Source organism: Chimaeribacter californicus (assembly GCF_002858675.1).
GTDB lineage: Bacteria > Pseudomonadota > Gammaproteobacteria > Enterobacterales > Enterobacteriaceae > Chimaeribacter > Chimaeribacter californicus.
In genome coordinates this window covers 58,970-82,817 of sequence record NZ_PJZF01000017.1, presented here as the reverse complement: position 1 = coordinate 82,817, position 23,848 = coordinate 58,970, and the positions used below count along the sequence as shown (strand labels likewise).

Sequence of the window (23,848 nt, the reverse complement as noted above, 5' to 3'; positions counted from 1 at the left end):
CCCGCAGGCAATCGTCATCAGCGGAAGGGTTGATTTTAATCAAATTGAACAACTGTACAATTTGGCACAGCATAAAGGGCTAAAGGCACGGCAAAAGGGAGGATAGGGTGGCGGCCGGTTTTAATGCCGGATTTTCAGAAAAACAACGATGACCGGCACAATAAACAGGCCGCGCCTTTTAATAGGGCGCGGCCGGTTGTTTAGCGGCGGTTATGGCCTTCTGAACAGCGCCAGGCTGCGGCCTTCCAGGTCGAAATCCTTCTCTTTGGTGATCACAATCCCGGGTTGCGCGGTGTCCGAGGTGGACAGCTCCAGCACCCAGCCCCCTTCGCCGAACTGCGGAATGCGGAACGGCACGTTGCCTTCAAACGGGTTGAACAGCATCAGCATGTCGTGCCAGACACCCTCTTGCGACTCAAGGTCGGGGCGGTTGATATAAACGCCAATCGTTGAGCCTTCGTCCCACTGCTCCTCCCGCTGGAAGCCGCCCCCGGCATTGAACCACTTGATGTCCATGCCGTCGCGCCAGTTCTCGCGGCGCAGCAACGGCTGCTGCGCGCGCAGGCTCAGGATCCGGCGGGTGAACTCGCGCAGCGCCAGCGCGCTTTCCGACAGATCGTCCCAGTGGATCCAGGAGATCTCGCTGTCCTGGCAATAGCCGTTGTTGTTGCCTTGCTGGCTACGGCCGAACTCGTCACCCGCCAGCAGCATCGGCGTGCCGTGGGAGAAGAACAGCGTGGCGAGGAAATTACGCTTCTGGCGCTCGCGCACCGCATTGATGCCTTTGTCAGGGGTTGGCCCTTCCGCGCCGTAGTTGTAAGAGCGGTTGTGATTATGGCCGTCGTTATTCTCTTCGCCGTTCGCCTCGTTATGTTTGTCGTTGTACGACACCAGATCGTTGAGCGTAAAACCGTCATGGGCGGTGACGAAGTTGACGCTTGCCCACGGGCGGCGGCCGCGCTGGTCGTAGAGGTCGCCGGAACCCAGCAGGCGGGCGGCAAAATCGGTCGTGACGTTGTCACCTTTCCAGTATTCGCGCACCGTGTCGCGGTATTTGTCATTCCATTCGGCCCAGCCCGGCGGGAAGCCGCCGACCTGGTAGCCGCCGGGGCCGATGTCCCAGGGTTCACCGATCAGCTTCAGTTTTGAGAGCACCGGGTCTTGCATCATCGCGTCGAAAAAGCCGCTGCGCTGGTCGAAGCCTTCCGGCTCGCGGCCGAGGATGGTGCCGAGGTCGAAGCGGAAGCCGTCGATGTGCATCGACTCTGCCCAGTAACGCAGCGAATCCATGATCATCTGCAATACCCGCGGGTGTGAGGTGTTCACCGTGTTACCGGTGCCGGTGTCGTTGATGTAGTAGCGGTGCTGCTCGGGCAGGGTGCGGTAATAGGAGAAGTTGTCGATGCCCTTGAACGACAGGGTTGGGCCGAGTTCATTGCCTTCCGCCGTGTGGTTGTAGACCACGTCCAGGATCACCTCGATGCCGGCATCATGGAACGACCGTACCATGTCACGGAACCCCTGGATGCCGTTCGGCCCGTAATAGCGCGAGGCGGGGGCGAAGAAGCCCAGGGTGTTATAGCCCCAGAAATTTTTCAGCCCGCGGTCGAGCAGGTGCTGGTCGTCCGGGAACCAGTGCACGGGCAGCAACTCCACAGAGGTGATGCCGAGGCTTTTGATGTATTCCACCGAGGCTTTATGGCCCATGCCCTCAAAGGTACCGCGAAGCTCGCGCGGCAGGGCGGAATTGCGCTGCGTAAACCCCTTTACATGGGTTTCGTAGATGACCGTGTCTGACCAGGGGATCGCCGGGCGGCGCGTCTCCTGCCAGGGGTTGCCGGGGTCGATCACCCGGCATTTCGGCGTAAAGGGGGCGCTGTCACGGGTGTCGAAGGTCAGGTCTTTATCTTCGTGCAACAAATCATAGGCAAAATGCGCCTCATTCCATTCAATGTCGCCGGCCAGCTCGCGCGCGTAAGGGTCAATCAGCAGTTTATTAGGGTTAAACCGGTGGCCGTTCTCCGGATCGTAAGGGCCGTAAACCCGGTAGCCGTAAAGCGCGCCCGGTTTCAGGCCCGGCACATAGCCATGCCAGACTTCATGCGTGTATTCCGGCAGTTCCAGCCGGGCAATTTCGGTTTTTCCACTGGGATCGTAAAGACAAAGCTCAATGCGCTCGGCATGCGCGGAAAAAATCGCAAAATTTACACCCTGGCCATCAAAATTGGCACCCAGCACCTGGCCGGACCCTGAAGTGATTTCAAAAGGCTTATCGTTTGACATGCTTTCCTCTTTCTTGAAAGTACGGACTTTTCTGCACTGCAATGGTGAGTACGTCAGCGTTTTGACACGACAGCGATGTGCGGCAGGAAATTTCGGTGTCATCAATCCTTGACTATGCTGTAGGTAGGCCGGCAAGTGGTTGATTCTGCGTCGGGATGCTGCGTATGCCAATCAATCATAGACCATGCTGCAAAAAGTGAGGTGACGCTGTCACACGGTGTTGCCGGGCAGTGTGGCAAGGCAGGCTGCCGCTCAGGCAGCAGAGGGCAGTACAGACGTACTGTGATGTACAGGCCGGAATTCAGGTCTTTTGCTTGAATGGTAAGGACATAAGTATGTTGAAGCAGCACGATATGGACGAATTCAGGGACAGCGAAGGGTTCTGCGACCTGGGGGATTATACCGCCGTGGGTGAGGGGCGGACGGTGGCACTGATCTCGCCGGACGGGTCAGTGGACTGGTGGTGTGTGCCCGATCTGGACTCACCGCCGCTGTTCGATCGGCTGCTGGATGGCGGGCATGGCGGCTATTTTCAGATAATCCCGGATGAGCCATACCGCATGACCCGGCACTACCGGGAAAACAGTAATGTGCTGGAAACCCTGTATGAAACCGCCGGTGGGCGGATAAAGATCACCGAGTCGGTGAACAGCACGCTGGCCGGCCCGTTGCCCTGGAATGAGCTGGCGCGCCGGATTGAGGGGCTGGAGGGCAGCGTGCCGGTCTCATTACGGCTGCAGATCGGCACCGCCGCCGAGACCCGGCGGCCCTGGGCACACCATACCTCCCAGGGTACCGTCTGGAATGTGGGCAAATTGCTGATGATGCTGCGGGCGACCGAAGTGATTAACGATAACGGCACCTGTGACGACGAAGGGATGCAGGCGGTGTTCACCGTGGCCGCGGGCGAACGCTACCTGGCGGCACTGCTGGTCACGGAAGATCAGCCGCTGGCGGTACCCAGTCTGGAGCGGATTGATGAGCGCATCGAGACCAGCGACCTCGCCTGGCGCAGCTGGGTCGACGGCTTGTGTTATGAAGGAAAATATCAGGAGGATGTCCGGCGTTCCGCGCTGGCGCTGAAATTCCTCTGGTATTCACCCACCGGCGCGCTGGCGGCGGCCGCGACCATGGGCCTGCCCGAAGGTGAGGGCAATGATAAGAATTACGACTACCGCTATGCCTGGGTACGTGATTCCTGCATGATCATTAAATCCTTTATCTATATCGGCGCGCTGGAAGACTGCAAAGCCGCCTTCTCCTGGCTGGCCGCGGCGCTGAACGCCAACGGCGGCGAGCTGCGCACCTGCTTCCGGCTGGACGGCACAAAAGTACCGGAAGAGACCTTTGTGCCGGTGCAAGGGTACCGCGGGGCGCAGCCGGTGCGCCTGGGGAATAATGCAGCCGATCAGCTTCAGCTCTGCAACTACGGCGATGTGCTGGACACCGCCGCGCGCTTTACCGAGGCGGGGCATGTGCTGGATCTGAATACCGCCCGGTTGCTGACCCACCTGGCAAACCGCTGCGCGGATACCTGGCTGCAAAAGGATTCCGGGATCTGGGAACTGCCGGAGATGCAGCATTATACCCAGTCAAAAATGGCCTGCTGGGTGGCGCTGGATCAGGCGGTGCGCCTGGCAAACGGCGGCTATATCGAATCCACCTGGCGCAAACGCTGGGAGCGCGAGCGCGATCGCATCCGGGACTGGATCGAGACCCACTGCTGGTCAGAAGCTCGCCGGGCGTACACCTTCTGGGCCGGCACCACAAGGCTGGATGCCTCCGTGGCGCTGATGCACCAGTATGGGCGGCAGGTCTCTGAAGCGCGGATGCTCAGCACCCTGGAGGCGTTGCGGGAGGAGCTGGGAACGGATGACATGATGATCTACCGTTATTCCGACGTGCAAAAAGAGGAGAATACCTTTATCGCCTGTGCGCTCTGGATGGCAGAAGCGCTCACGGTGCTGGGCCGGCAGGAGGAGGGGGAACACGCGATGCAGGTGGTGCTGGAAACCCTGAGCCAGGGGAAAAACGCCGGCATCATGAGCGAGATGTATAACGTCCGCAAAAAGAAATGCTGCGGGAATATGCCGCAGGGGCTGAGCCATCTCTCCGTGATCTGTGCATCCCACACCATTTCCGCCGTCAGCCGGAACCCTTCAGATACCGACCCGGAATCTTTCTGGCTCGGGTGTTTAGCCAACGGGAAACATTACCGCTGACCCGGCCTGTTCCCCTGATATCGCGAAAGCGGTATCAGGGGGCCGCCATCGTCAGCTTTTTACCTGGCCGGTTAACCAAAACTTTTTATAACGTGCCGGGGGGATTCCCACCAGGTTATGAAATATCCGGTGGAAATTATTTACGTTATCGTAGCCTACTGCATTGGCCACTTCCGTTACGCCTAAATCCGTGCTCAATAACAGGGATTGCGCTTCGCCAATACGCCGCCGGGTCTGGTACTGTTTGGGGGAATAACCGGAAAAGGCCTTAAAAATATGGGCCAGATAAAACCGGTTCATCTCCAGCGTTGAGGTGATAGACGTAAAAGAAAGTTCATCTTTGTAGTGCGCATCAATAAAGTCTTTAATTTTCTGTCCCAATGCCAGAGTAGGGTTTTCACATGCCTGGCGATTCTCAATCCAGAGCCCCCGGCACATAAGAAGTAATACACTCAACAGGCTGTTGGCTATATCGCCGGAGTAAGGTTTATTACTGTTGATGTGATGCCACATCTGATAAAAAATATGCCGGATTTCATCATAATGTTCTCCACCCGGCATCACAGCAACATGACCGCGGGGTGTCAGCGTATTTAAGGGCAACCCTTCAAACTTCAGCTGTTCGACCCCGCAGCTGAATATCAGCAAATCATCAGAGGGATAAGGGTTTTCATCATGCAGAATACCGGCATTAAACAGCAGTAAATCCCCCTGTTTTACCGGGTAACCCCGCCCGTCGATGTTATACATCCCGCTGCCCTGCATAATAAACAGCAATTCGAAACGCTCGTCATGTTTATGCATAACCCGGGGGATCGCGGCCTCGTGGCCCTCAGCTTTACAGATAAACATCAACCTGGGTCTGAAGCCATTCTCATATCCGCCCGACGCGGGATGTTCATTCACACAGAATGTCAGCATGGTTTCTCCCTTAATGTTCAACGCTATTCTTGCACTACCACCCTGGGCAGTAGTCATCAAATTTGCTTTTTAGTAAAATTTAATTTACTGATTTATAACAATTTGGTGAATTTATTTATACCAAAAAGTATGATTTGTGCTTTGCGGAAATTTTACGGCTTGTTATTTATGATCTGGGTCACATTTTTACTTCTATGAAAAATCCTTTCTGCTTTTGGCCTCTCTTGCCTGAAAAAAAACAGGTCAAAAAAGCAGTGGCAGCGCCCGGAAAAAGGCGCATTAATCGCGTGGATAAAAAAGCAGAAAAAGGCGATTTCTCCTCAAAACAGTATAAGTAAGGCCGGCAAATTTACAGCGGCATAAAAGGCCTGCTATTTCAGGCAGGGGGTGGCCATGATACTGATATTCACTCAATTTCATTGATAAAAACGGAATAATGATTTTACAGGTACAGGTTTGCACCCCATAAAAACGAGGTGTAGTGAAGAAAATAGAGTGACGGGAAATATCTTCATTCTTGCTAAATCAATTATTAACTTTGCGCTTGTGACTCACATCACTTAAACCGGCCTTCTTAATGTAAAAGATTGATCTTCAGCACGGTATGAAAATTTCACCATCACTGAGAATGGTTTTTTATTTTCAATTCGATGTAATCTTGTTTCATCAATTGCCGGAGCCTAATAAACAAGGGATCAACCACAGATAAAACAGACAGGCGTTTTCTCCTTCTGAAAAAGCGGCCTGATTTTAGTGCGTGGCCTTTATTACCTGATGAAAGAATAAGCCCACAGGCGGCACCTTGATGACATTTAAGACACCTATGCCGGTTCACACCTTAAAACCAGACGGGGTAGTAACATGTATAATAAAACTGACCTGTATAATAGAACCAACCTGCAAAAACCCTGACCGAATGAAATTTATTACGCTGGTTTCCACCATCGGCGGACTCTGCTTTGGCTATGATACCGGCGTCATATCCGGTGCACTTATTTTTATGAAGTACGATCTTGGCCTGACGCCTGTCCAGGAAGGGTTCATTACCTCATTCCTGTTATTTGGCGCGGCATTAGGTTCTTTATTTGGCGGCTACCTCTCTGATAAACAGGGGCGTCGCAAAAATTTACTGTGGGTCGCCGCTATCTTTATTTTCGGCGCCCTCGGCACAGCCTTCGCGTGGGATGTCCCCTCGATGATCGTGGCGCGCTTTGTGCTGGGTCTGGCCGTAGGCTGTGCGTCAGTCACCGTCCCTATCTACATTTCCGAACTGGCAAGGCCCGAACAGCGCGAACGTCTGGTCACCGTCAATGAGCTGATGATCGTTACCGGCCAGTTTCTGGCCTACACGGTGAATGCCGCCATCGTCAATCTTTACCCTGAAATGTCCCATAACTGGCGGATTATGCTGGCAATCCCCGCGCTGCCCGGTGCGCTGTTATGGGCCGGCATGCTGATGATGCCGGAGTCACCCCGTTTCTTTATGCGGCGCGGAGAAACGGAAAAAGCGGTTAAGGTATTGGAAATGCTGCGGTCACCCGGCGAGGTGCAGCAGGAAATCAAAGAGATTCAGAAAATCATCCAGATTGATTCCGTCAAAATGAGTCTGTTTGAGGAGCTTAAAAAACCCTGGGTAATACAACTCATCCTGATCGGCCTGATGATTGTTCTGGCGACGCGTGTCACGGGGGTGAATACCATCATGTATTACGCGCCGACAGTATTGAAATCCACAGGGTTAGGGGATGCCGCAGCGGTCACCGGGGCGGTCGCTAACGGGGTGGTCTCTATTCTGGCCACGCTGATGGGCATGCTGTTAATCGGCAAGCACTCGCGCAGGAAAATGTTCTTTACCGGGCAGATCGGCGTCACCCTCAGCCTGATCCTGATTGGGGTCTCTTTTAAGGTCTTTTTCCATACCGAAACGCTAAACGGCATTGAGAGTGTGCACGCTAATTTCGCCGGGGCGAGTTATATCATTCTCGGGTTGATGCTGGTGTTCCTGGTGTTTATGCAGGGGTGGATTGCCCCGGTATTCTGGTTGATGCTGGCAGAGATATATCCTCTGCGTATGCGTGGCCTGGGAATGGGGATCGCCGTCTTCGGCCTGTGGATATTTGACTTTATTATTCAATCCATTTTCCCACTGCTGTTGAACCACTATGGCGGCGGCATGACCTTCGGATTTTTCGCGGCAACTAACGTCATTATGCTTATTCTGCTGTTTAAATTCCTGCCCGAGACCCGCGGGCTTTCATTAGAGCAAATTGAAAATAAATTCCGTTTCTGATTCATTATGAAGAGGTAAAAAACCATGTCAGTAAACATCGGATTAATTGGTTTAGGTATGATTGGCCGTGACCATTTGCAACGCTTCAAACAGGTTATTACCAACGCCAATGTCACCGCCATCTGCGATATTAACAGCGGCGTGGCAAATGCGCTGGCACAGGAATATAACGCCACCCCTTTTTATGATGCGATTGAGATGATCCAGTCAGATCTGGTTGATGCGGTATTTATCTGTTCCATCGGCCCGGTGCATAAAGAGCAAATTCTGGCGGCCATCAAAGCTGGAAAACCCATCTTCTGTGAAAAACCGCTGACCCCCACCGCAATTGACGCCAGGGAGATTATCGAGGCCGAAGTTAATTACGGCAAGCGGCTGTTACAACTTGGTTTTATGCGGCGTTTTGACCCGGGCTACCAGGCATTGAAACAGAGCATCGGGACGGGTGAGTTAGGCGAGATTTTACTGATGCATTGCGCGCACCGGAACCCCTCGGTGCCGGAAAGCTACACCCTTGAGATGGCGATAAATGACTCAGCGACCCATGAAATAGACATTATCCATTATCTGCTGAATGAAAATATTGTCTCTGTCCGGGTGGATAAGCCACGGAAAAAAACCAGCCGGGCCTTAGAACATTTACAAGACCCCCTCATTGTTATTTTTGAAACCGAGTCGGGCGTGCGCATCGACGATGAGTTATTCGTTAACTGCAACTATGGTTATGACATCCGCTGTGAAGTGATTGGCGAAAATGCCATTGCGAGCCTGACAGAACAAGCATTGACCGTTACCCGTTCCGCTAATGGGGTTGGGCGGCATATCGCTCAAAGTTGCATGGAGCGGTTTGCCACCGCTTACGACCGCGAAGTGCAGAATTTTGTTGATCGCGTAAAGAGCGGCAGCGAAATGACCGGCCCCTCTTCGTGGGATGGCTATCTCGTTGCGCTGGTCTGTGATGCCGGCATTGCGTCCTTGAAGGACGGATTAAAACATGATGTCACCATCCCGGCGCGCCCGGCTTTATACCAGCCACTCTCAGAGAGTTAATCGCTTCACTCACGGCGTATTACGGGACGTCACGAGGGTTAGTCTGCGTCGGGAAGTTGCACAGGAGCAGAATATGCTGAATCTGTCTGAAGAAAATATTTTCCTTAATTGCCGGGCATCGTCTAAAAAAGCCGCCATAAAAATTGCTGCTGATTCGCTCATCCAGGGCGGTTTTGCAAAAGCGGGCTTTTTTGAAGCAATGATGACCCGTGAAAAGAGTGTCCCGACCTATTTAGGCACAGGCGTTGCATTACCTCACTGTGCGAAAGAGAGCATTGACCTGGTTATTAAGACCGGCTTTCAGATTTTCCAATTTCCTCAGGGCGTAAGCTGGGGGGACGGAAAAGTCGCATTCGTGGTCGTGGCGGTCGCGGCGAAACAGAATGAGCACCTTCAGGTGTTAGCGGATATTGCGGATTTATTGGGTGATGAATTAAAAACGACGCTCCTGGCGCAGGCAACCAGTAAAAAAGAATTTATTGAACAGTTTGAAAAACAGTGACGTCAGCGGTGTTGCCCAGGCTGTTTAACGGTTTAGAAATAACAAATAAAGGATGAAAAATGAAACTTGCGATCTGTACCGATGTTCTGGCGAATTTATCGTTTCCTGACATGCTGGATAGAGTGAAAAGCTACGGCATTAATGGGGTAGAAATGACAGCCGGGGGGTGGTCACCCTGTCCGCACGTGAAAACGGAGGCGTTGCTGGCGTCACCCGAAAAACTGGCCGCTTTCCGCCAGGAACTGCAACAGCGCGATATGGAAATTGTGGCGTTGAACTGTTCGGGTAACCCGCTCGCGCCGGGTGAGTTAGGCGAAAAACATACGCTGAGCAGTTATAAAGCCGTTGAACTGGCCGGCAAACTGGGCGTGAAGAAAATCGTCATGATGAGCGGCCTGCCCGGCGGCGGCCCGGGGGACAGCGTCCCGAACTGGATCACCTCCACGGTCTCCTGGCCTGATTACATGCCCGGGGTTATCGACTATCAATGGAACGAGGTTGCCATCCCCTGGTGGAAAGCCTTCACCCAGCACGCCCGGCAGCACGGCATCGAACAGATTGCGATTGAAGAGTTCCCCTGTCAGCTGGTGTACAACCCCAGCACCTTGTTGCGGCTGCGCAATAGCGTCGATGAGATGATCGGGATGAACCTTGACCCTTCCCACCTCATCGCCATGGGGGCCGATCCGATTGCGGCGGCACGTAAACTGGAAGGCGCGGTGTATCACGTCCATGGTAAGGATGCCCGCATTGAACGCGGCCTGGCGGATATTGATGGATTACTGGAATACCAACCGGTGACGAACACCAAAACCCGTACCTGGAACTATGTCGCCGTAGGCTGCGGCCAGGATTTGCAGTGGTGGAAAGAGTTTTTCTCCGTCCTTCGCATGACCGGTTATGACGGCTATGTCTCCCTGGAGATGGAAGATTTGACCATGAGCGTTGAGGCAGGGTTGCAAACCTCTATCGATGCCCTTAATGCGAGCATCAGCCGCTAACGGTTTATCCTCCGCCACAGCCTGGGGGTATCAGGCTGTGGCGGATATCGCTGATCATTAACCGCCCGGGTTTATTGCGTGCGGAAATCGCTGATTTTCTTTATTTGCCTGCCGCGTTCATCAAAGTTTTCTTTCCGCAACCACGCTTTCAGCACTTCTGCCGTTTCCATCCAGTCGATTGCGGTAATAGAGAACAGGGCGATATCTTCCGAGTGGCCTTTAGTGACTTTTTTTTCACGCAGGACCCCTTCCTGTTTAAAGCCAATCCGCTCTGCGGAGCTGATCGCCGGGGTGTTAAGGCAGTTTGTCCGCCATTCGCAGCGCCGGTATTTCAGCGTCTCCATAAAATAGTTAATGATCAGGAAAAGTGATTCTGTACTGAGCCGGGTTCTTTTCATCGGGGGGGCCCAGTTAATTTCCGAGATGGCAAAACTTCCGTTATGTAAATCAATTTTATTGATGCAGAAAAAGCCATGAACGCTGCCGGTTTCTTTGTCTTTTACTGAAAAATAGAGTTTCTCTTTATCGGCAGAGAGTTCTCTAAGGTACTGATAGCATTGTTCTTTGGTGGTGGGTTTTGAATCAGAAAGATAGGTCCAGTCCCGGTCATCGTCGATGCTCTGCCACTCGTGGTAGAGATCTTCTGCGTGATCCACCGAGAGCGGGCAAACAATACAATAATGCCCGTGCAGCGTGACTTTTTCAGGCGGTGATTTTTTTACCCAGTCAGTGATTTCCCGGCCTAATTGCTGGCCGTATAGGTTAAGGGTGGGCATAGTTTTTCCTTTATTCTCTGATTACCGGCCAGATAATGTTTACCGGCGAGTACACAGGGTAAAGCCAGCTATAAAATACCTGTTCATTACACTGTATAGCCCAATTAGCGAGACAATCAACCGATGAGCGGTAACCTGAAACGGTTCATCTGTTAATTGACGCTATAGAGTGGGATCACCGGCGGCCGGCGCGGCGATTCACATCGTTGCCGGCAATTTTCTCCGCCAGGAAATCGATCAGCACCCGGCATTTCGGCGGCAGAAAACGGTTCGGGTGGTAGAGGAGCCACGACATGCCGTAATACGAGGTCTGGTAGTCCCACTGGGGCAGCACCTCGACGATCTGTTGGGCGTTAAGCGCTTCCCGCGCGACAAACCACGGCAAACAGCCGATCCCCAGATGGCTGAGGACGCCCTCCAGCCGCGCCTTACTGTGGTTGGTGACATAACGCCCGCGTACCGTGACATTGACCTGTTCCTGGGTTTGCAGGTGGGAGAACTTCCAGCAGTTATCCCCGGGCACCTCCCCGAGATAGAGGCAACTGTGCTGCGCCAGGTCACGGGGGTGGTGCGGGCAGCCGCGTTTTTCCAGGTAAGCGGCGGTCGCGCAAAGGATATGGCTGACGCGGATCAGCGGGCGCGCCGCCAGCCCGGCGGGGGGCGTGTCAGTAATGCGGATCATCAGGTCGAGGTCATCACCGATCAGGTCAGCTTGGCGGTCGGTGAGTTTCAGCTGGATATCCACCCCGGGGTAACGGTGTAAAAATTCCTCAATATGCGGCGCGATCAGCTCCTTACCGAAGGCGCGCGGGGCGCTGAGTCTGACCATCCCTTGCGGCGCATCGTTGACCCGTTCCGCCAGATCCAGCACGGATCTGGCGGATTCGACCATCTCACAGCAGCGGGCATAGGCATCGCTCCCCGCCGCAGAGAGCTTCAGCCGCCGCGTAGTCCTTACCAGCAGCTTGACCGCCAGCGCCTGCTCAAGGCTGGCCACCTGGCGGCTGACCGACGAGGCAGTGGTGCCCAACTGTTCTGCCGCCGCGGAAAAACTGCCCGTCTCCACCACTTTGACAAACACCGCCATATACGGCAGCAACCCCATGTATTGATTTGTTCGCATAGCGTAAGAGTCTTGTTTGTTTACCCTGATTATTCCCCGAGGCGGAATCGCCCATACTCGCCTTAAGACAAACTGACATTCAACGCCCCAAACTATCGCAGTCCGACGGCAAAGTCACCGCGCCGGTGATGACGCGGGCATCGGGTTGCCCAGGATGGCCGGGTGCAGACAGGAGAAAGCAATGATGGATGACTATTCCCCGATGCAGCAGAACACTGCCCGGTATGCTGGCGTCATGTTGCTGGTGGTGGCCGTGGTCTGGGGCACCAGTTACGGCATGGTCAAACAGGCGGTGCTGTTCTACCCGGTCGCCGGTTTCTTGTTTATCCGCTTTATGCTGACCTTTGTTCTGCTGCTGCCGGCGTTAAGGCGCTGCTGGCGGCAGGCGGTGGTGCCGGGGCTGGTGCTGGGGGCGGTGCTGTTGGCGATATTCCTGTGTGAAACCTTTGGCGTGGCGCTGACCACCGCCAGCAACGCGGCGTTTCTCATCAGCCTCTGCGTGGTGCTGACACCGTTCGTTGAGTGGCTGATGCTTCGCCGGCGGCCGGAAAACAGCGTGTTTATCGCCGCAGGCGTATCGCTGTGCGGGGCGCTGCTGCTGACCGGGGGCGTCGTTATCAAGATGAACGCGGGCGATATGCTGATTCTGGGGGCGGCGTTGTTGCGGGCGGTGATGGTATGCCTGACGAAAAAGCTGATGCAGCACCGCAACGTGCCGGCACTGGCGCTGACTGCGGTGCAGACGGGCATGGTCGCCGCCGGTTCGCTGGCGCTGCTGCTGGCCACCCGGCAGGGCATCCCGGCGTTGCCGCAGAGCGCGGCGTTTTGGGGGGCGACGCTTTATCTGGTGCTGTTCTGCACGCTGTTCGCCTTTTTCGCGCAGAATTATGCCGTAAAACGCCTCACACCGACCCGTGCCTCATTGCTGATGGGCACGGAGCCGCTGTTTGGTGCGCTGTTCACCATGTTCTGGTTGCAGGAGTCATTGACCCCTGCCGCCTGGCTGGGCGGCATACTGATTGTCGGTGCCTCGGTGTGGGCCACCCGCCCCCGCAGGGTGGCGGTGATACCGGTCAGTGATTGAGGCGCGCAGCGCAAGCCAGGCGGAGCGGTAACAGATCTGATACATTCCAGAAACGGCGTAACACAAGACGGGGAAGGGATGTTTCAGATTGCGGAAGTAGATACGGCGTCAGCAGAGCTGGCCACGCTGGTGGCGGAGCTGGATGCGTTTCAGGGGGCGCTTTACCCGGCGGAGAGCAACCACTGTATCGATCTGGCAGCCATCGGGGATGAGCACCTGCGTTGTGTGCTGATGCGTGATGCAAAGGGCAATCCGGCCGGATGCGGTGCCGTCTATTTGCAGGGCGACGGTGCCGCGGAGATAAAGCGCATGTATATCCGCCCGGCATACCGTGGGCAACAACTGGGTGAGAAGATTATCGCCTGCCTGGAAACGCTCGCGGCAGACGCCGGCTGTACGCTGCTGCGGCTTGAAACCGGCATCCATCAACAACCGGCCATCGCGCTGTATCAGCGGTGCGGTTATGCGTTCTGCCCCCCTTTCCCGCCTTACAAAGAGGATCCGCTCAGTCGCTTTATGGTTAAGCGGCTCAGGGATGGCGGGTAAAACGTTATTGGAAAAAGCTCTGTAAACGCCTGTGAAAACCGGCCCCGTCCAGGGCCGGTTTTCATGTGCTAAATACCGTGCAGCCTGCCCAGCAACCCCATTCTTTCAGCGGCCAGGTCAGGGTTCATCAGCAACCCGGCCTCGTCTGCCAGGCGGAACAGTTCGCTGTAGTGCGCCAGGCTGCGGGCGCTTTGCATGCCGCCCAGCATTGTGAAGTGGTTCTGGTGGCCGTTCAGCCAGGCGAGGAAGACGATGCCGGCTTTGTAGTAGTGCGTGGGTGCCGCGAAGATGTGGCGCGCCAGCGGCAGCGTCGGCGCGAGGATCTGCTGGTAAGTCTCCCGGTCGCCCTGCGCCAGCGCGTGCAGCGCCGCCGCCGCCGCCGGGGCTATCGCGTCCAGGATCCCCAGCAGCGCGTGGGAGTAGCCCTGGCTGTCCCCGGCAATCAGGTCGGGGTAGTTGAAATCGTCACCGGTATACATTTTTACCCGGCCGGGGAGGCGGCGGCGCATCGCGATCTCGCGGTCTTTATCCAGCAATGAAATCTTGATGCCGTCGATATGGGCCTCATTACGCCTAATCACCGACAGGCAAATCTCCATCGCGTCATTGAGCTGTGCCGCGCCCCAGTAACCGCGCAGCGCCGGGTCGAACATGTCACCGAGCCAGTGCAATATCACCGGCTCCCGCACTTGCCGCAGCACCTGGTCATAGACCTGGAGATAATCCTCCGGCCCCCTGGCGATCGCGGCCAGCGCCCGGCTGGCCATCAGGATAATGCGCCCGCCGCAGGCTTCAATCGCGTCTATCTGCTGCTCATAGGCGTTAATCACCTCCGTCAGGGTAAGCCCGGTGAAATCGGTCAGGTGATCGGTGCCTGCGCCGCAGGCGATGGCCGACCCCGGAAAATCTTTCGCCAGTGCCACGCTGCGTTGGATCAGCATCAGGCTGGTGGGCCAGTCCAGCCCCATGCCGCGCTGGGCGGTGTCCATCGCTTCCGCTACGCCAAAGCCGAGTGACATCAGGTGGCGGCGGTAGGCCAGCGTGGCATCCCAGTCGATGGCCATATCGCGCGTGGGGTGCTGCATCCGCGTGGGATCGGCGACCACATGGGCGGCGGCAAACGCATCACGGTTGAAGCGTGGCGTGTGCGGTACCTGCCAGCGCAGCCCGCCTTTGATTTCATAGCCGTAAGGCTGGCCGTGGCGGTCCAGTAAGTGCACATGATTGCTGAGGGTCATCACAGTCTCCTTGAAAATATCAGGGTTAATGCTTTGCCAGATGCGCACGCGGCCCCGGTTCCCCGGCAGGGTTTGCGGCAGTGACGGGTAACTTGCGTACACCCAACAGCACCAGGCTGCTGCACAGGATAACGAACGCCGCCGCCAGCCAGACCGGTTGCAGGGTGTAATGCTGGGCGAAATAACCGGCGACAATCGGCGAGATGCCGCCTGCCGCCATGCCCATGTTCATCACAAAACCGATGGCTGACCCGCGCAGCGAGGGCGGCACCAGTTCCGCCGTCACCGACAGCACAATCGGCGTGATGGGGTAGCCGAGAAAGCCCAGCAGCATCACCAGCACAATCACCAGCGGCACCGACGGGGTCAATACCATGGCCGCCATTAACAGCCCGCTGACTGCGGTGATGGCCATCAGAATGCGGCGGCGGCGCAGGAAGTCGCCTTTGTCGCAGTAACGGCCAAGCAGGAAACCGCCCAGTGCGCCGGTCAGCCCCAGCAGGCTGGCTATCGTTCCGGCGGTGCCGATGGTCAGGTTTTTCACTTGCATCAGGTAGCTCGGCGCCCACAGCAGCACAATCCACCAGCCCGCCAGCAGCACGAAGTAATAGAGCGCCATCATCATCACCGGCGCATGGCGGAACAGCGTGCGCAGCGGCACGCGCTCCGCCGCCTGCCGGGCGACCAGGTCAGTGGGTTTACGGTCATTTTTCACCAGCACCGCATACAGCAGCGCCACCACCATCCCCAGCGCCCCGGCAACGTAAAACACCACGCGCCAGCCAAACACCGGGCCGAGCACCGCGCCCATCCAGGTGCCGAGGAAGCCGCCGATCGGGTAACCCATCCAGTAGAGGGACATCACCGTGGTGCGCTGTTTCTCGCTGGTGACGTTCGCCACCTCCAGCGAGGCGGCCGGCCAGAAGATCCCTTCGCCGATGCCGGTCATCACCCGGTAGAAGATCAGGCTGGTCAGGCTGCCTGCGACCCCCGTGAGCATGGTCGCCAGTGAGAACATCATCAACCCGAGGATCAGCACCGGTTTGCCGCTGAGTTTGTCGGCGATGATGCCGGCAACAAACAGGAAAAGAATAAAGCCAAAAAAGAAGGAGGAGAGCAGGATGCCGCTTTCCCCTTTGCCGAGGCCAAACTCCGTGGCAATCAGCCCAATCGCCGACGACACCGTCATGCGATCAACCGAATACATCATGTAGCCCAGCCCGCACAGGACGGTAACCAGAACCATTTTCCGGGTATCGGTATTCATATTTTCCTCGCCATGCCTGTTGACCGACGAAAACCGCTTCTCAGCGCTGTCAGAGATGAATAGGGACGTTAACCGTGCTGTAAATGACGCGCTTTGCAGGTGCGTAAGACCTCATCGGGATCTTTCTCCCACCAGGTGAGGCGGGAAAAGATTTCCACCTCGTGATAGCCGCTGTAGCCCTGCGCCTCCACCGCCTGCCGCAAACCGCGGATGTCGATCACCCCGTCGCCCATCATGCCGCGGTCTTCCAGCATGTCCCGCGTGGGGTTGAGCCAATCACAGATGTGGAACGCCAGCAGCCGCTTGCGCCCCGCGCGGGCAATTTCGTGGTGGAAACCGGCATCCCACCAGGTGTGGTAGAGATCAACCGCGATGCCCAGCCCGTTATCGCCCAGTTCATCACAGAGATCGTTGGCCTGTTTCAGGCTGTTGACGCAGGCGCGGTCAGCGGCATACATCGGGTGCAGCGGCTCAATCGCCAGCGGCATCCCGCGCGGCCGGGCATAGTCCAGCAGCGCGGTCAGCCCGTCGCGCACCTGTTGGCGGGCGCCCACCAAATCTTTCGAGCCGTCAGGCAGCCCGCCGACCACCAGCACCAGGCAGGCTGCGCCGAGCGTCAGCGCCTCATCCACGGCGCGGAAATTCTCCTCCAGTGCCTTCCGGCGCGCCTGCGGGGTGGCGGCAGGGAACATGCCGCCCCGGCAATAACCGGTGACCGTCAAATTATGCAGGCGGATTAGACGGGCGGCTTCCTGTAACCCCAGCGCGGCGACCTGATCCCGCCAGGGGGAAATGCCGCGGATGTCGTGGCGTGCGCAGCCTTCAATGATCTGGCGGAGATCCCACTGGCGGCGCACCGTGGCGGTATTTAAGGAGAGTTTGTCGGAATCGGGGGTCTGCATCATGCTCTCCTCATCCTTCCAGCGCGGGCACATCGACCCAGCGGCGTTCGTGCCAGCTTTTCAGCGCCAGATCCACCAGTTGCAGGCCTTTTGCGCCTTCGAGCAGGCCCCAGCGGTAATCGCCTTCGCCCCAGACATGGCGCAAAAAGAGTTCCCACTGCACTTTGAAGGCGTTGTCATAGACCTGGGTGTCGGGCACGGTAGCCCAGTCGTTGAAGAAGTTGTGGGTCTGGCGTACGTCCGGGTTCCAGACCGGTTTCGGGGTGTTGACGGCGGCCTGGGTATAGCAGTCCGTCAGCCCGGCCACCGCCGACCCGTTGACGCCGTCCACCTGGAACGTCACCAGATCGTCACGCCGCACGCGCACGCACCATGAGCTGTTGATCTGCACAATCGCGCCGTTGTGCAGTTCAAAGGTGGCATAGACCGCATCATCCGCCGTGGCCTGATAGGGCTTTTGCTGTTCGTCCCACCGCATTGGAATGTGCGTGGCACCAATGCAGCTCAGGCTTTTGATCTCGCCAAACAGGTTGTCGATGACATAGCGCCAGTGGCAGATCATATCGAGGATGATGCCGCCGCCCTCGTCGCTGCGGTAGTTCCAGGAAGGGCGCTGGGTCGGTTGCAGGTTGCCCTCAAACACCCAGTAACCGAACTCGCCGCGCACCGACAGCACCTTGCCGAAGAAGCCCGCCTCGTTCAGCAGGCGCAGCTTTTGCAGGCCGGGTAGCCAGAGTTTGTCCTGCACCACGCCGTGGCAGACGCCTTTTTCGCGGGCGACGTGGTAGAGATCGAGCGCTTCTTCCAGCCCCAGGGCGACCGGTTTTTCGCTGTAGACGTGTTTGCCGTGGGCGATCGCTTTTTTCAGCAGGGCAGGGCGCGCCTGGGTGGTGGTGGCGTCAAAGAAGATGATGTCATGGGGGTTGGCCAGCGCCTCATCCACATTGGTACCCCAGCGGGCAATACCGTGCGCCTGCGCCAGCGCGGCGATTTTCTCTTCGTTGCGGCCAATCAGAATCGGGTCGGGCATCAGGCGATCGCCATTTGCCAGCAGCACGCCGCCCTGCTCACGGATTTGCACAATCGACCGGATCAGATGCTGGTTTTTGCCCATCCGTCCGGTTACGCCATGCATGATGATGCCAACGGGGATCTGCGCCATTCATTCACCTCAGGGGAGAGATTGTCAGGGATGTGATGCAGGCGTCATAACGCCGCCGTCACTCAGGATCACCGGCGTGGTCAGTGCGCCATACTCATTCAACCAACCGGTTGATAACATCACTATAGAAGCTGAACCCCACCCTGATGTTGATCGATTTCACATAACCAACTGGTTGGTTGAAAATGGCTGCGGGCTTGTTTAACCCGGAAAATAGGGCACTATAATGCTGACACGCGCAAAGAAGAGTGAGGGAACCGGAGTGGTCATCAGGAGTGTTAAGGATAAACATGATGCAGCCGACAAGCAGCAGCGCATTCTGCAGGCGGCCCGCGCAGAGTTTGCCGAAAAGGGGTTTGACGGTGCGCGGGTAGACGGCATCGCCGCCCGCGCCCGCGCCAATAAGCAGCTGATTTATTATTATTTCACCAACAAAGATGTGCTGTTTACCCGGGTGCTGGAAGCGGCCTACCGTGACATCCGTGAACAGGAGGCGGCGCTCGACCTGGAGGCGTTTCCCGCCAACGAAGCGATCCTGAAACTGGTCGAGTTCACCTGGCACTACTATTTAAAAAACCCGGAGTTTATCCGCCTGCTCAACAGTGAGAACCAGCTGAAAGCGCGGCACCTTAAAACCTCCGGGGTGACAGTGGAGATTAACCAGAGCTGGATTAACATCACCGGGCACCTGCTGGCGCGTGGCCGGGCGGAAGGCACGGTGCGGGGCGGCATTGACGTCATGCAACTGAACATCAACATTTCCGCTCTCGGCTTTTTCTACCTGATCAACCAGTCCACGCTATCGATCCTTTACCAGAAAGATCTGGGCGGGCAAGCCGCGCTGGATGAACGGCTGCGGGTGATGAAAGAGTGCATCGCCGCCTGGATCAGGCCGTGAGCCTGTTCAACAGGGAGAACGCATGATCCGTCTTGAGGATGTGGCGCTGTTTGTCCGTTCTGCTGCGCTCGGCAGCTTTTCCCGCGCGGCGCGTGAAGCTGGCCTGCTGCCGGGGCAGGCCAGTGCGGCCGTGCAGCGGCTGGAGCGCGATCTGGATAAGCGCCTGTTCGTCCGTTCCACGCGCAGCCTGCGGCTGACGGCCGAAGGCGAAACCTATTTGCCCTATGCCCAGGAGTTGCTGGCGCTGGTGCAGGCGGGTGCAGAGAGCCTGCAAAGCAATGACGAGGCGTTGCAGGGCGAAATCAAAGTCGCGCTGCCCTCGGATATCGGCCGCAATATCCTGTTGCCGGTGATTACCGCCTTTTTCAAGGCACACCCCGGCCTCTCCCTGCGGTTGTCGCTCTCCGACCAGCGCAGTGATATGTTCCGCGACCCGGTGGATGTGGCTATCCGCTACGGCGCACTGGACAACAGCCGCTATGTCGCCCTGCCGCTGGCCGCCGATAACCGGCGGGTGCTGGCTGCCTCACCGGCCTACCTGCAACAACATGGCGAGCCGCAACAGCTGGATGACATTCCCCGCCACGCCTGTTTGCTCTATACCCTGAATGGCCAGGTGTATGACAAATGGCTGTTCCCGGGGCAGGGCGCGCCGCGCCAGCTCACGGTGAGCAGCCGGATGCTGTGTGACGACGCCGACATTGCCCGGCGCTGGGCGGTGGACGGCATGGGGATTGTGTATAAATCCTGGATTGACCTCAGTGATGACGTGCTGGCCGGGCGGTTACAGGTGCTGTTGCCGCACCACCCCGGCGAAATCCTCCCGCTGCACCTGATCTGCCCGCACAGAAAGCAGTTCTCCCCGGCCATACGGCAATTGCACCAGTGCCTCAGCGAGCACCTGCAAGGCGTAATGGCGCAGATGCCCGCCGCCTTGCCTGGCTATGGCGGATAGCCCTTCCTCCTGCCGTGGAGAGTCGCATTCCGGGGTGTGGTTAAAAATTGACCATCCAAAGGCTGTTTATTACTCTCACACTAGGGCTCAGACCTCTGTTCACTCTGCTGATGCGCCGCATCAAGGCGGCTCCAGGCGTTTGCTACGGGGAGAGCGCAGCTCTGACGTTCATCCCACCCTAAACAGGTACACCCACACAGACGAGGTAGTTATGGCTAAGCTGGAAGGAAAAGTGGCACTGGTGACCGGCGCATCAAAAGGCATTGGAGCCGCCATCGCGAAAGCGCTGGCGGCACAGGGGGCGGCCGTGGTGGTGGGCTATGCCAGCAGCCGGGACGCGGCAGAGGCGGTGGTGACGGCGATCCGTGCCGCGGGCGGGCAGGCGGTCTCTGCGGGCGGCGATGTCTCCCGGGCCGCTGAGGCCGCCGCGTTGGTGGAGGCCGCCGTTAACGAGTTCGGGCATCTCGACATTCTGGTGAATAACTCAGGGGTCTATGGGTTCGCGCCGATTGAAGAGATCACGGAAGAGGACTTCCACCAGCAGTTTAACATCAACGTCCTCGGGCTATTGCTGGTGACGCGGGCGGCCGTCCCGCTCCTCGGCGAAGGGGCCAGCATCATCAACATCGGATCGGGCGTCACTACGCTGACGCCGCCGATGACCGCCATCTACAGCGGCACCAAGGGCGCGGTGGACGCCATCACCGGTGTGCTCGCCCGTGAGCTGGGGCCGCGCGGCATCCGCGTCAACGCCATCAACCCCGGCTATACGGAAACCGAGGGCACCCACAGCGCGGGCATCACCGGCTCAGAGATGGAGAAAAGCCTGGTCACCCTGACCCCATTGGGCCGCGGCGGGAAACCAGAAGATATCGCGGATATCGCCGCGTTCCTGGCCTCGGATGACGCCCGCTGGCTGACCGGCGAACGGCTGGTGGCCTCCGGCGGCCTGCGCTGACGATATCGCACCCCCCATGCCGCGCGGTATGGGGGTTATTGCCAGTGTTCAGACAGAAAATCGATGAAGCAGCGAATGCGGGGGGAAAGATACCGGCTGGCCGGCCACAATGCCGAAAAGTGGCTCCGGCGGTCGCAATAGTCCGGCAGAATCTGGATCAGTTGCCCTTGCTTCAAGGCCTCCCTGACAACGAAATCCGGCACATAACAGATGCCCAGCCCGGACAGGGCGGCACCCACCATGGCTTCAATATTGTTCAGCGTCAGCAGGGAGAGGGCACGGAACTCGCCGGTGACGCGGTACGCGTTCAGATCCCATGCCTGGATCAGGCCGGTGGAGGGAAAGCGGAACAGAATACATTTGTGTGAGGGTAAATCATGAGGGGTGCGGGGCTCCCCATACGCCTGAAGGTAGGCGGGGCTGGCACAGAGCACAAAACGGAAATGCCCCAGCGTTTTTGCAGTAAGCCGTGAATCACCGATCTCCCCGCTGCGGATGGCCACATCGAACCCTTCATCAATCACATTGACCAGCCGGTCGCTGAAATCCAGATCAAGGTCAATCCCCGGGTAACGCTGCGTAAACGCCGGCAGCAGCGGCAGCATTAAGCGATAGCCGATCACCGGAAATGAGACCCTGAGGGTGCCGGTGGGGTGGCTCACGGCGGTGGTGAGTTCCGCCTCAGCCTCACGCAACTGTTCAAGGATAGACTGGCAGCGTGCCAGTAGCGTGGCGCCTTCCGCCGTCAGGCTGACGCTGCGGGTGCAGCGGTTAAAGAGCCGCACGCCGAGTTTTTTCTCAAGCCTCGCCACATTTTTCCCAACCGCAGAGGCTGAAATGCCTAATGTCCGCGCGGCCTGAACAAAGCTGAGCGTTTCTGCGGTGCGGACAAAGGAAGTCAGGGAAGTGAAGCTGTCCATGGATTATAAACTTTTTGTCTTTAAAGAAGGGATCCCCAGTCTATTTATCCCGCCTTACCTCTGCAATAGCATGGCCGCTACCTGCTCCCTTTTTCACGCCCATCAGGCTAAAGGTACCCCATGATAGGATCCCGCTTTTCTTCCCCGCACATTGCCGCCGCCCCGGTATTTTTAGCGGCAATGCTGTTACCCCTGAGCTTTACCGGTGGGGTAGTCACGACCCCCGCCATCGCCCATGAACTGGGAGGAAGCCCCGCCTCCCTCGCATGGCTGACCAATGGGTTTATGCTGACGTTCGGCAGTTTCCTGCTGGCGGCCGGTGTGGCGGCCGATCTCACCGGCAGAAAGCGGGTGCTGATCGGCGGGCTGGCCTTGTTTACCCTGAGCTGCCTGCTGATTTATCCGGCGGGCAGCACCCCCATGGCCGGTGTGCTCAGGGCGGTGCAGGGTATGGCGGCCGCCATGACGTTAGCCGGCGGCAGTGCGGCACTGGCCCGGCTGTATGACGGGCGCGCCCGGGCCCAGGCATTCAGTGTGCTCGGCACCCTGTTCGGCACGGGGCTGGCCTTCGGGCCGCTGGTCACCGGCACCATCACCGGCCAGTTTGGCTGGCGCGGGGTGTACCTGTTGCTGGCGCTGCTGTCAGGTGTTGCGTTGCTGACCGGCGCGCTTTTTTTGCCGGATTCGGCAAAACAGCCCCGGCAAAAAACCGACGTCGCCGGTATTGTCCTGTTTAGTGCGGGCCTGATCCTGTTTACCCTTGGGATCATGCTTATCCCGGATCGGGGGCTTTTCTCCCCCGTTGTGATCGGCGTGTTTACCGCGTTTATGCTATTTACCGCAGGGTTTGTTATACGCTGCCAACGCGCAGAGCATCCTGTTTTTGAGCTTTCCCTTTTACGCCATCCACGTTTTGCCGGTGTGCTGCTGCTGCCGGTGGCGACCTGCTACTGCTACGTGGTGCTGTTGATTATTCTTCCCCTGCGTTTCATGGGCGGTGAGGCCTTCAGTGAAACAAAAAGTGCGCTTTTCCTGCTGGCGCTGACGGGGCCAATGCTGGTCTTGCCTTCATTTGCTGCGTTTCTGACCCGGTGGCACACGCCCGGCGTCATTTCCGTCATCGGGTTGGGGGTATCCACGGTGGGGCTGCTGTTGCTGAGCCAGGTCATGCAAAGCGATAACAGCGCCATGCTTATTCTGGCGATGTTTATCACCGGTGCAGGCGCGGCGCTGCCCTGGGGGCTGATGGATGGGCTGGCCGTCTCTGCTGTTCCTGTTGAGAAAGCCGGTATGGCCGCGGGGTTATTTAATACGGTGCGGGTCGCGGGGGAGGGGATTGCTCTGGCCGTCGTCATGGCCTTTCTGGCGATGGTTAATCAGCGGGGGCTGATGGGGGCAGTCACCGGCTATCCGCCGGGGGCCATCAAACATGCGGCCACCTGGCTGGGCGGCGGCAATGTTGAGCAGGCTGCCCGGCTCCTGCCTGCTGTGTCCCGGCAGGTATTAATGGCCACGTATAACCACGCCTATAGCCTGCTGTTTTATGGCCTGTCGATGATTACGTTGCTCTCTGCATGGGGCGTGTGGAAGACACTGATCCAGCAAAAAGAGCAGCCCAAAATGTAACAGGCGGCGCCCGGCCGCCGGGCGACAAAAAAATTTGCGTTAGTGAAAAATAGTCACGGAGTGCGCACAACTTAAGCCAAATGTATCAATAAACAACCATCTTTGTGTGAAAGTAATTCCAAAT

Annotated in this window: 20 protein-coding genes; 11 read left to right on the top strand and 9 right to left on the bottom strand. The window is 57.4% G+C overall.

The window, feature by feature from the left end; translation table 11 throughout:
* Positions 1 to 210 precede the first annotated feature (210 nt).
* On the bottom strand, positions 211 to 2,283 hold the full coding sequence (gene glgX, locus CYR55_RS17310) for a glycogen debranching protein GlgX (protein WP_101817608.1): 2,073 nt from the start codon (positions 2,281 to 2,283) through the stop codon (positions 211 to 213).
* A 335-nt stretch (positions 2,284 to 2,618) separates the two neighbouring features.
* Between glgX and CYR55_RS17305 the strand changes: the two genes are divergently transcribed.
* Positions 2,619 to 4,505, top strand: coding sequence for a glycoside hydrolase family 15 protein (locus tag CYR55_RS17305; RefSeq protein ID WP_241522174.1), 1,887 nt, complete (start codon positions 2,619 to 2,621; stop codon positions 4,503 to 4,505).
* A 51-nt stretch (positions 4,506 to 4,556) separates the two neighbouring features.
* Here the strand turns inward: CYR55_RS17305 and CYR55_RS17300 are convergent, their stop codons facing one another.
* Entirely contained in the window at positions 4,557 to 5,483 is a 927-nt protein-coding gene (locus CYR55_RS17300; RefSeq protein ID WP_241522173.1) for a helix-turn-helix transcriptional regulator, read from the bottom strand.
* 859 nt (positions 5,484 to 6,342) lie between these two features.
* Between CYR55_RS17300 and CYR55_RS17290 the strand changes: the two genes are divergently transcribed.
* The 4 genes from CYR55_RS17290 (at position 6,343) to CYR55_RS17275 (ending at position 10,269) form a co-directional block, all read left to right on the top strand.
* Complete coding sequence (locus tag CYR55_RS17290) at positions 6,343 to 7,716, top strand: sugar porter family MFS transporter (RefSeq protein ID WP_101817605.1); 1,374 nt, start codon at positions 6,343 to 6,345, stop codon at positions 7,714 to 7,716.
* Positions 7,717 to 7,740: 24 nt separating this feature from the next.
* On the top strand, positions 7,741 to 8,766 hold the full coding sequence (locus CYR55_RS17285) for a Gfo/Idh/MocA family protein (RefSeq protein WP_101817604.1): 1,026 nt from the start codon (positions 7,741 to 7,743) through the stop codon (positions 8,764 to 8,766).
* A 73-nt stretch (positions 8,767 to 8,839) separates the two neighbouring features.
* Complete coding sequence (locus CYR55_RS17280) at positions 8,840 to 9,268, top strand: PTS mannitol transporter subunit IIA (RefSeq protein WP_101817603.1); 429 nt, start codon at positions 8,840 to 8,842, stop codon at positions 9,266 to 9,268.
* A gap of 59 nt (positions 9,269 to 9,327) precedes the next feature.
* A complete protein-coding gene (locus CYR55_RS17275) occupies positions 9,328 to 10,269 on the top strand; it encodes a sugar phosphate isomerase/epimerase family protein (RefSeq protein WP_101817602.1) in 942 nt (313 codons plus the stop codon).
* Between the two features lie 71 nt (positions 10,270 to 10,340).
* Here the strand turns inward: CYR55_RS17275 and CYR55_RS17270 are convergent, their stop codons facing one another.
* Both CYR55_RS17270 and CYR55_RS17265 read right to left on the bottom strand, forming a co-directional pair.
* Positions 10,341 to 11,045: a GNAT family N-acetyltransferase gene (locus CYR55_RS17270; RefSeq protein ID WP_101817601.1), complete on the bottom strand. Its 705-nt coding sequence runs from the start codon at positions 11,043 to 11,045 to the stop codon at positions 10,341 to 10,343.
* 175 nt (positions 11,046 to 11,220) lie between these two features.
* The gene (locus CYR55_RS17265) at positions 11,221 to 12,168 is read right to left on the bottom strand and encodes a LysR family transcriptional regulator (protein WP_206604044.1); all 948 of its coding nucleotides are present in this window, start codon (positions 12,166 to 12,168) and stop codon (positions 11,221 to 11,223) included.
* 181 nt (positions 12,169 to 12,349) lie between these two features.
* Here CYR55_RS17265 and CYR55_RS17260 point away from each other — a divergent pair, with 181 nt between their 5' ends.
* On the top strand, positions 12,350 to 13,252 hold the full coding sequence (locus CYR55_RS17260) for a DMT family transporter (protein ID WP_206604043.1): 903 nt from the start codon (positions 12,350 to 12,352) through the stop codon (positions 13,250 to 13,252).
* A 78-nt stretch (positions 13,253 to 13,330) separates the two neighbouring features.
* Entirely contained in the window at positions 13,331 to 13,798 is a 468-nt protein-coding gene (locus CYR55_RS17255) for a GNAT family N-acetyltransferase (RefSeq protein WP_101817599.1), read from the top strand.
* A gap of 68 nt (positions 13,799 to 13,866) precedes the next feature.
* Here the strand turns inward: CYR55_RS17255 and CYR55_RS17250 are convergent, their stop codons facing one another.
* The 4 genes from CYR55_RS17250 to CYR55_RS17235 form a co-directional block, all read right to left on the bottom strand.
* A complete protein-coding gene (locus CYR55_RS17250) occupies positions 13,867 to 15,036 on the bottom strand; it encodes a dihydrodipicolinate synthase family protein (RefSeq protein ID WP_101817598.1) in 1,170 nt (389 codons plus the stop codon).
* A 25-nt stretch (positions 15,037 to 15,061) separates the two neighbouring features.
* Positions 15,062 to 16,303 carry an MFS transporter gene (locus tag CYR55_RS17245; protein WP_101817597.1) on the bottom strand — a complete coding sequence of 414 codons (1,242 nt, stop codon included), beginning with the start codon at positions 16,301 to 16,303 and terminating at the stop codon, positions 15,062 to 15,064.
* 68 nt (positions 16,304 to 16,371) lie between these two features.
* Positions 16,372 to 17,208, bottom strand: coding sequence for a sugar phosphate isomerase/epimerase family protein (locus CYR55_RS17240; RefSeq protein WP_241522172.1), 837 nt, complete (start codon positions 17,206 to 17,208; stop codon positions 16,372 to 16,374).
* Between the two features lie 7 nt (positions 17,209 to 17,215).
* Positions 17,216 to 18,367, bottom strand: a complete 1,152-nt coding sequence (locus CYR55_RS17235; protein WP_101817596.1) for a Gfo/Idh/MocA family protein — start codon at positions 18,365 to 18,367, stop codon at positions 17,216 to 17,218.
* A 262-nt stretch (positions 18,368 to 18,629) separates the two neighbouring features.
* Between CYR55_RS17235 and CYR55_RS17230 the strand changes: the two genes are divergently transcribed.
* From CYR55_RS17230 to CYR55_RS17220, 3 genes are all read left to right on the top strand, one after another.
* Positions 18,630 to 19,265: a TetR/AcrR family transcriptional regulator gene (locus CYR55_RS17230; protein WP_101817595.1), complete on the top strand. Its 636-nt coding sequence runs from the start codon at positions 18,630 to 18,632 to the stop codon at positions 19,263 to 19,265.
* Positions 19,266 to 19,287: 22 nt separating this feature from the next.
* Entirely contained in the window at positions 19,288 to 20,220 is a 933-nt protein-coding gene (locus CYR55_RS17225) for a LysR family transcriptional regulator (protein ID WP_101817594.1), read from the top strand.
* Positions 20,221 to 20,431: 211 nt separating this feature from the next.
* Entirely contained in the window at positions 20,432 to 21,178 is a 747-nt protein-coding gene (locus tag CYR55_RS17220) for a glucose 1-dehydrogenase (RefSeq protein ID WP_101817593.1), read from the top strand.
* A gap of 35 nt (positions 21,179 to 21,213) precedes the next feature.
* Here the strand turns inward: CYR55_RS17220 and CYR55_RS17215 are convergent, their stop codons facing one another.
* Positions 21,214 to 22,098 carry a LysR family transcriptional regulator gene (locus CYR55_RS17215; RefSeq protein WP_101817592.1) on the bottom strand — a complete coding sequence of 295 codons (885 nt, stop codon included), beginning with the start codon at positions 22,096 to 22,098 and terminating at the stop codon, positions 21,214 to 21,216.
* A 120-nt stretch (positions 22,099 to 22,218) separates the two neighbouring features.
* Here CYR55_RS17215 and CYR55_RS17210 point away from each other — a divergent pair, with 120 nt between their 5' ends.
* The gene (locus CYR55_RS17210) at positions 22,219 to 23,724 is read left to right on the top strand and encodes an MFS transporter (protein WP_101817591.1); all 1,506 of its coding nucleotides are present in this window, start codon (positions 22,219 to 22,221) and stop codon (positions 23,722 to 23,724) included.
* The last annotated feature ends 124 nt before the right edge of the window (positions 23,725 to 23,848 follow it).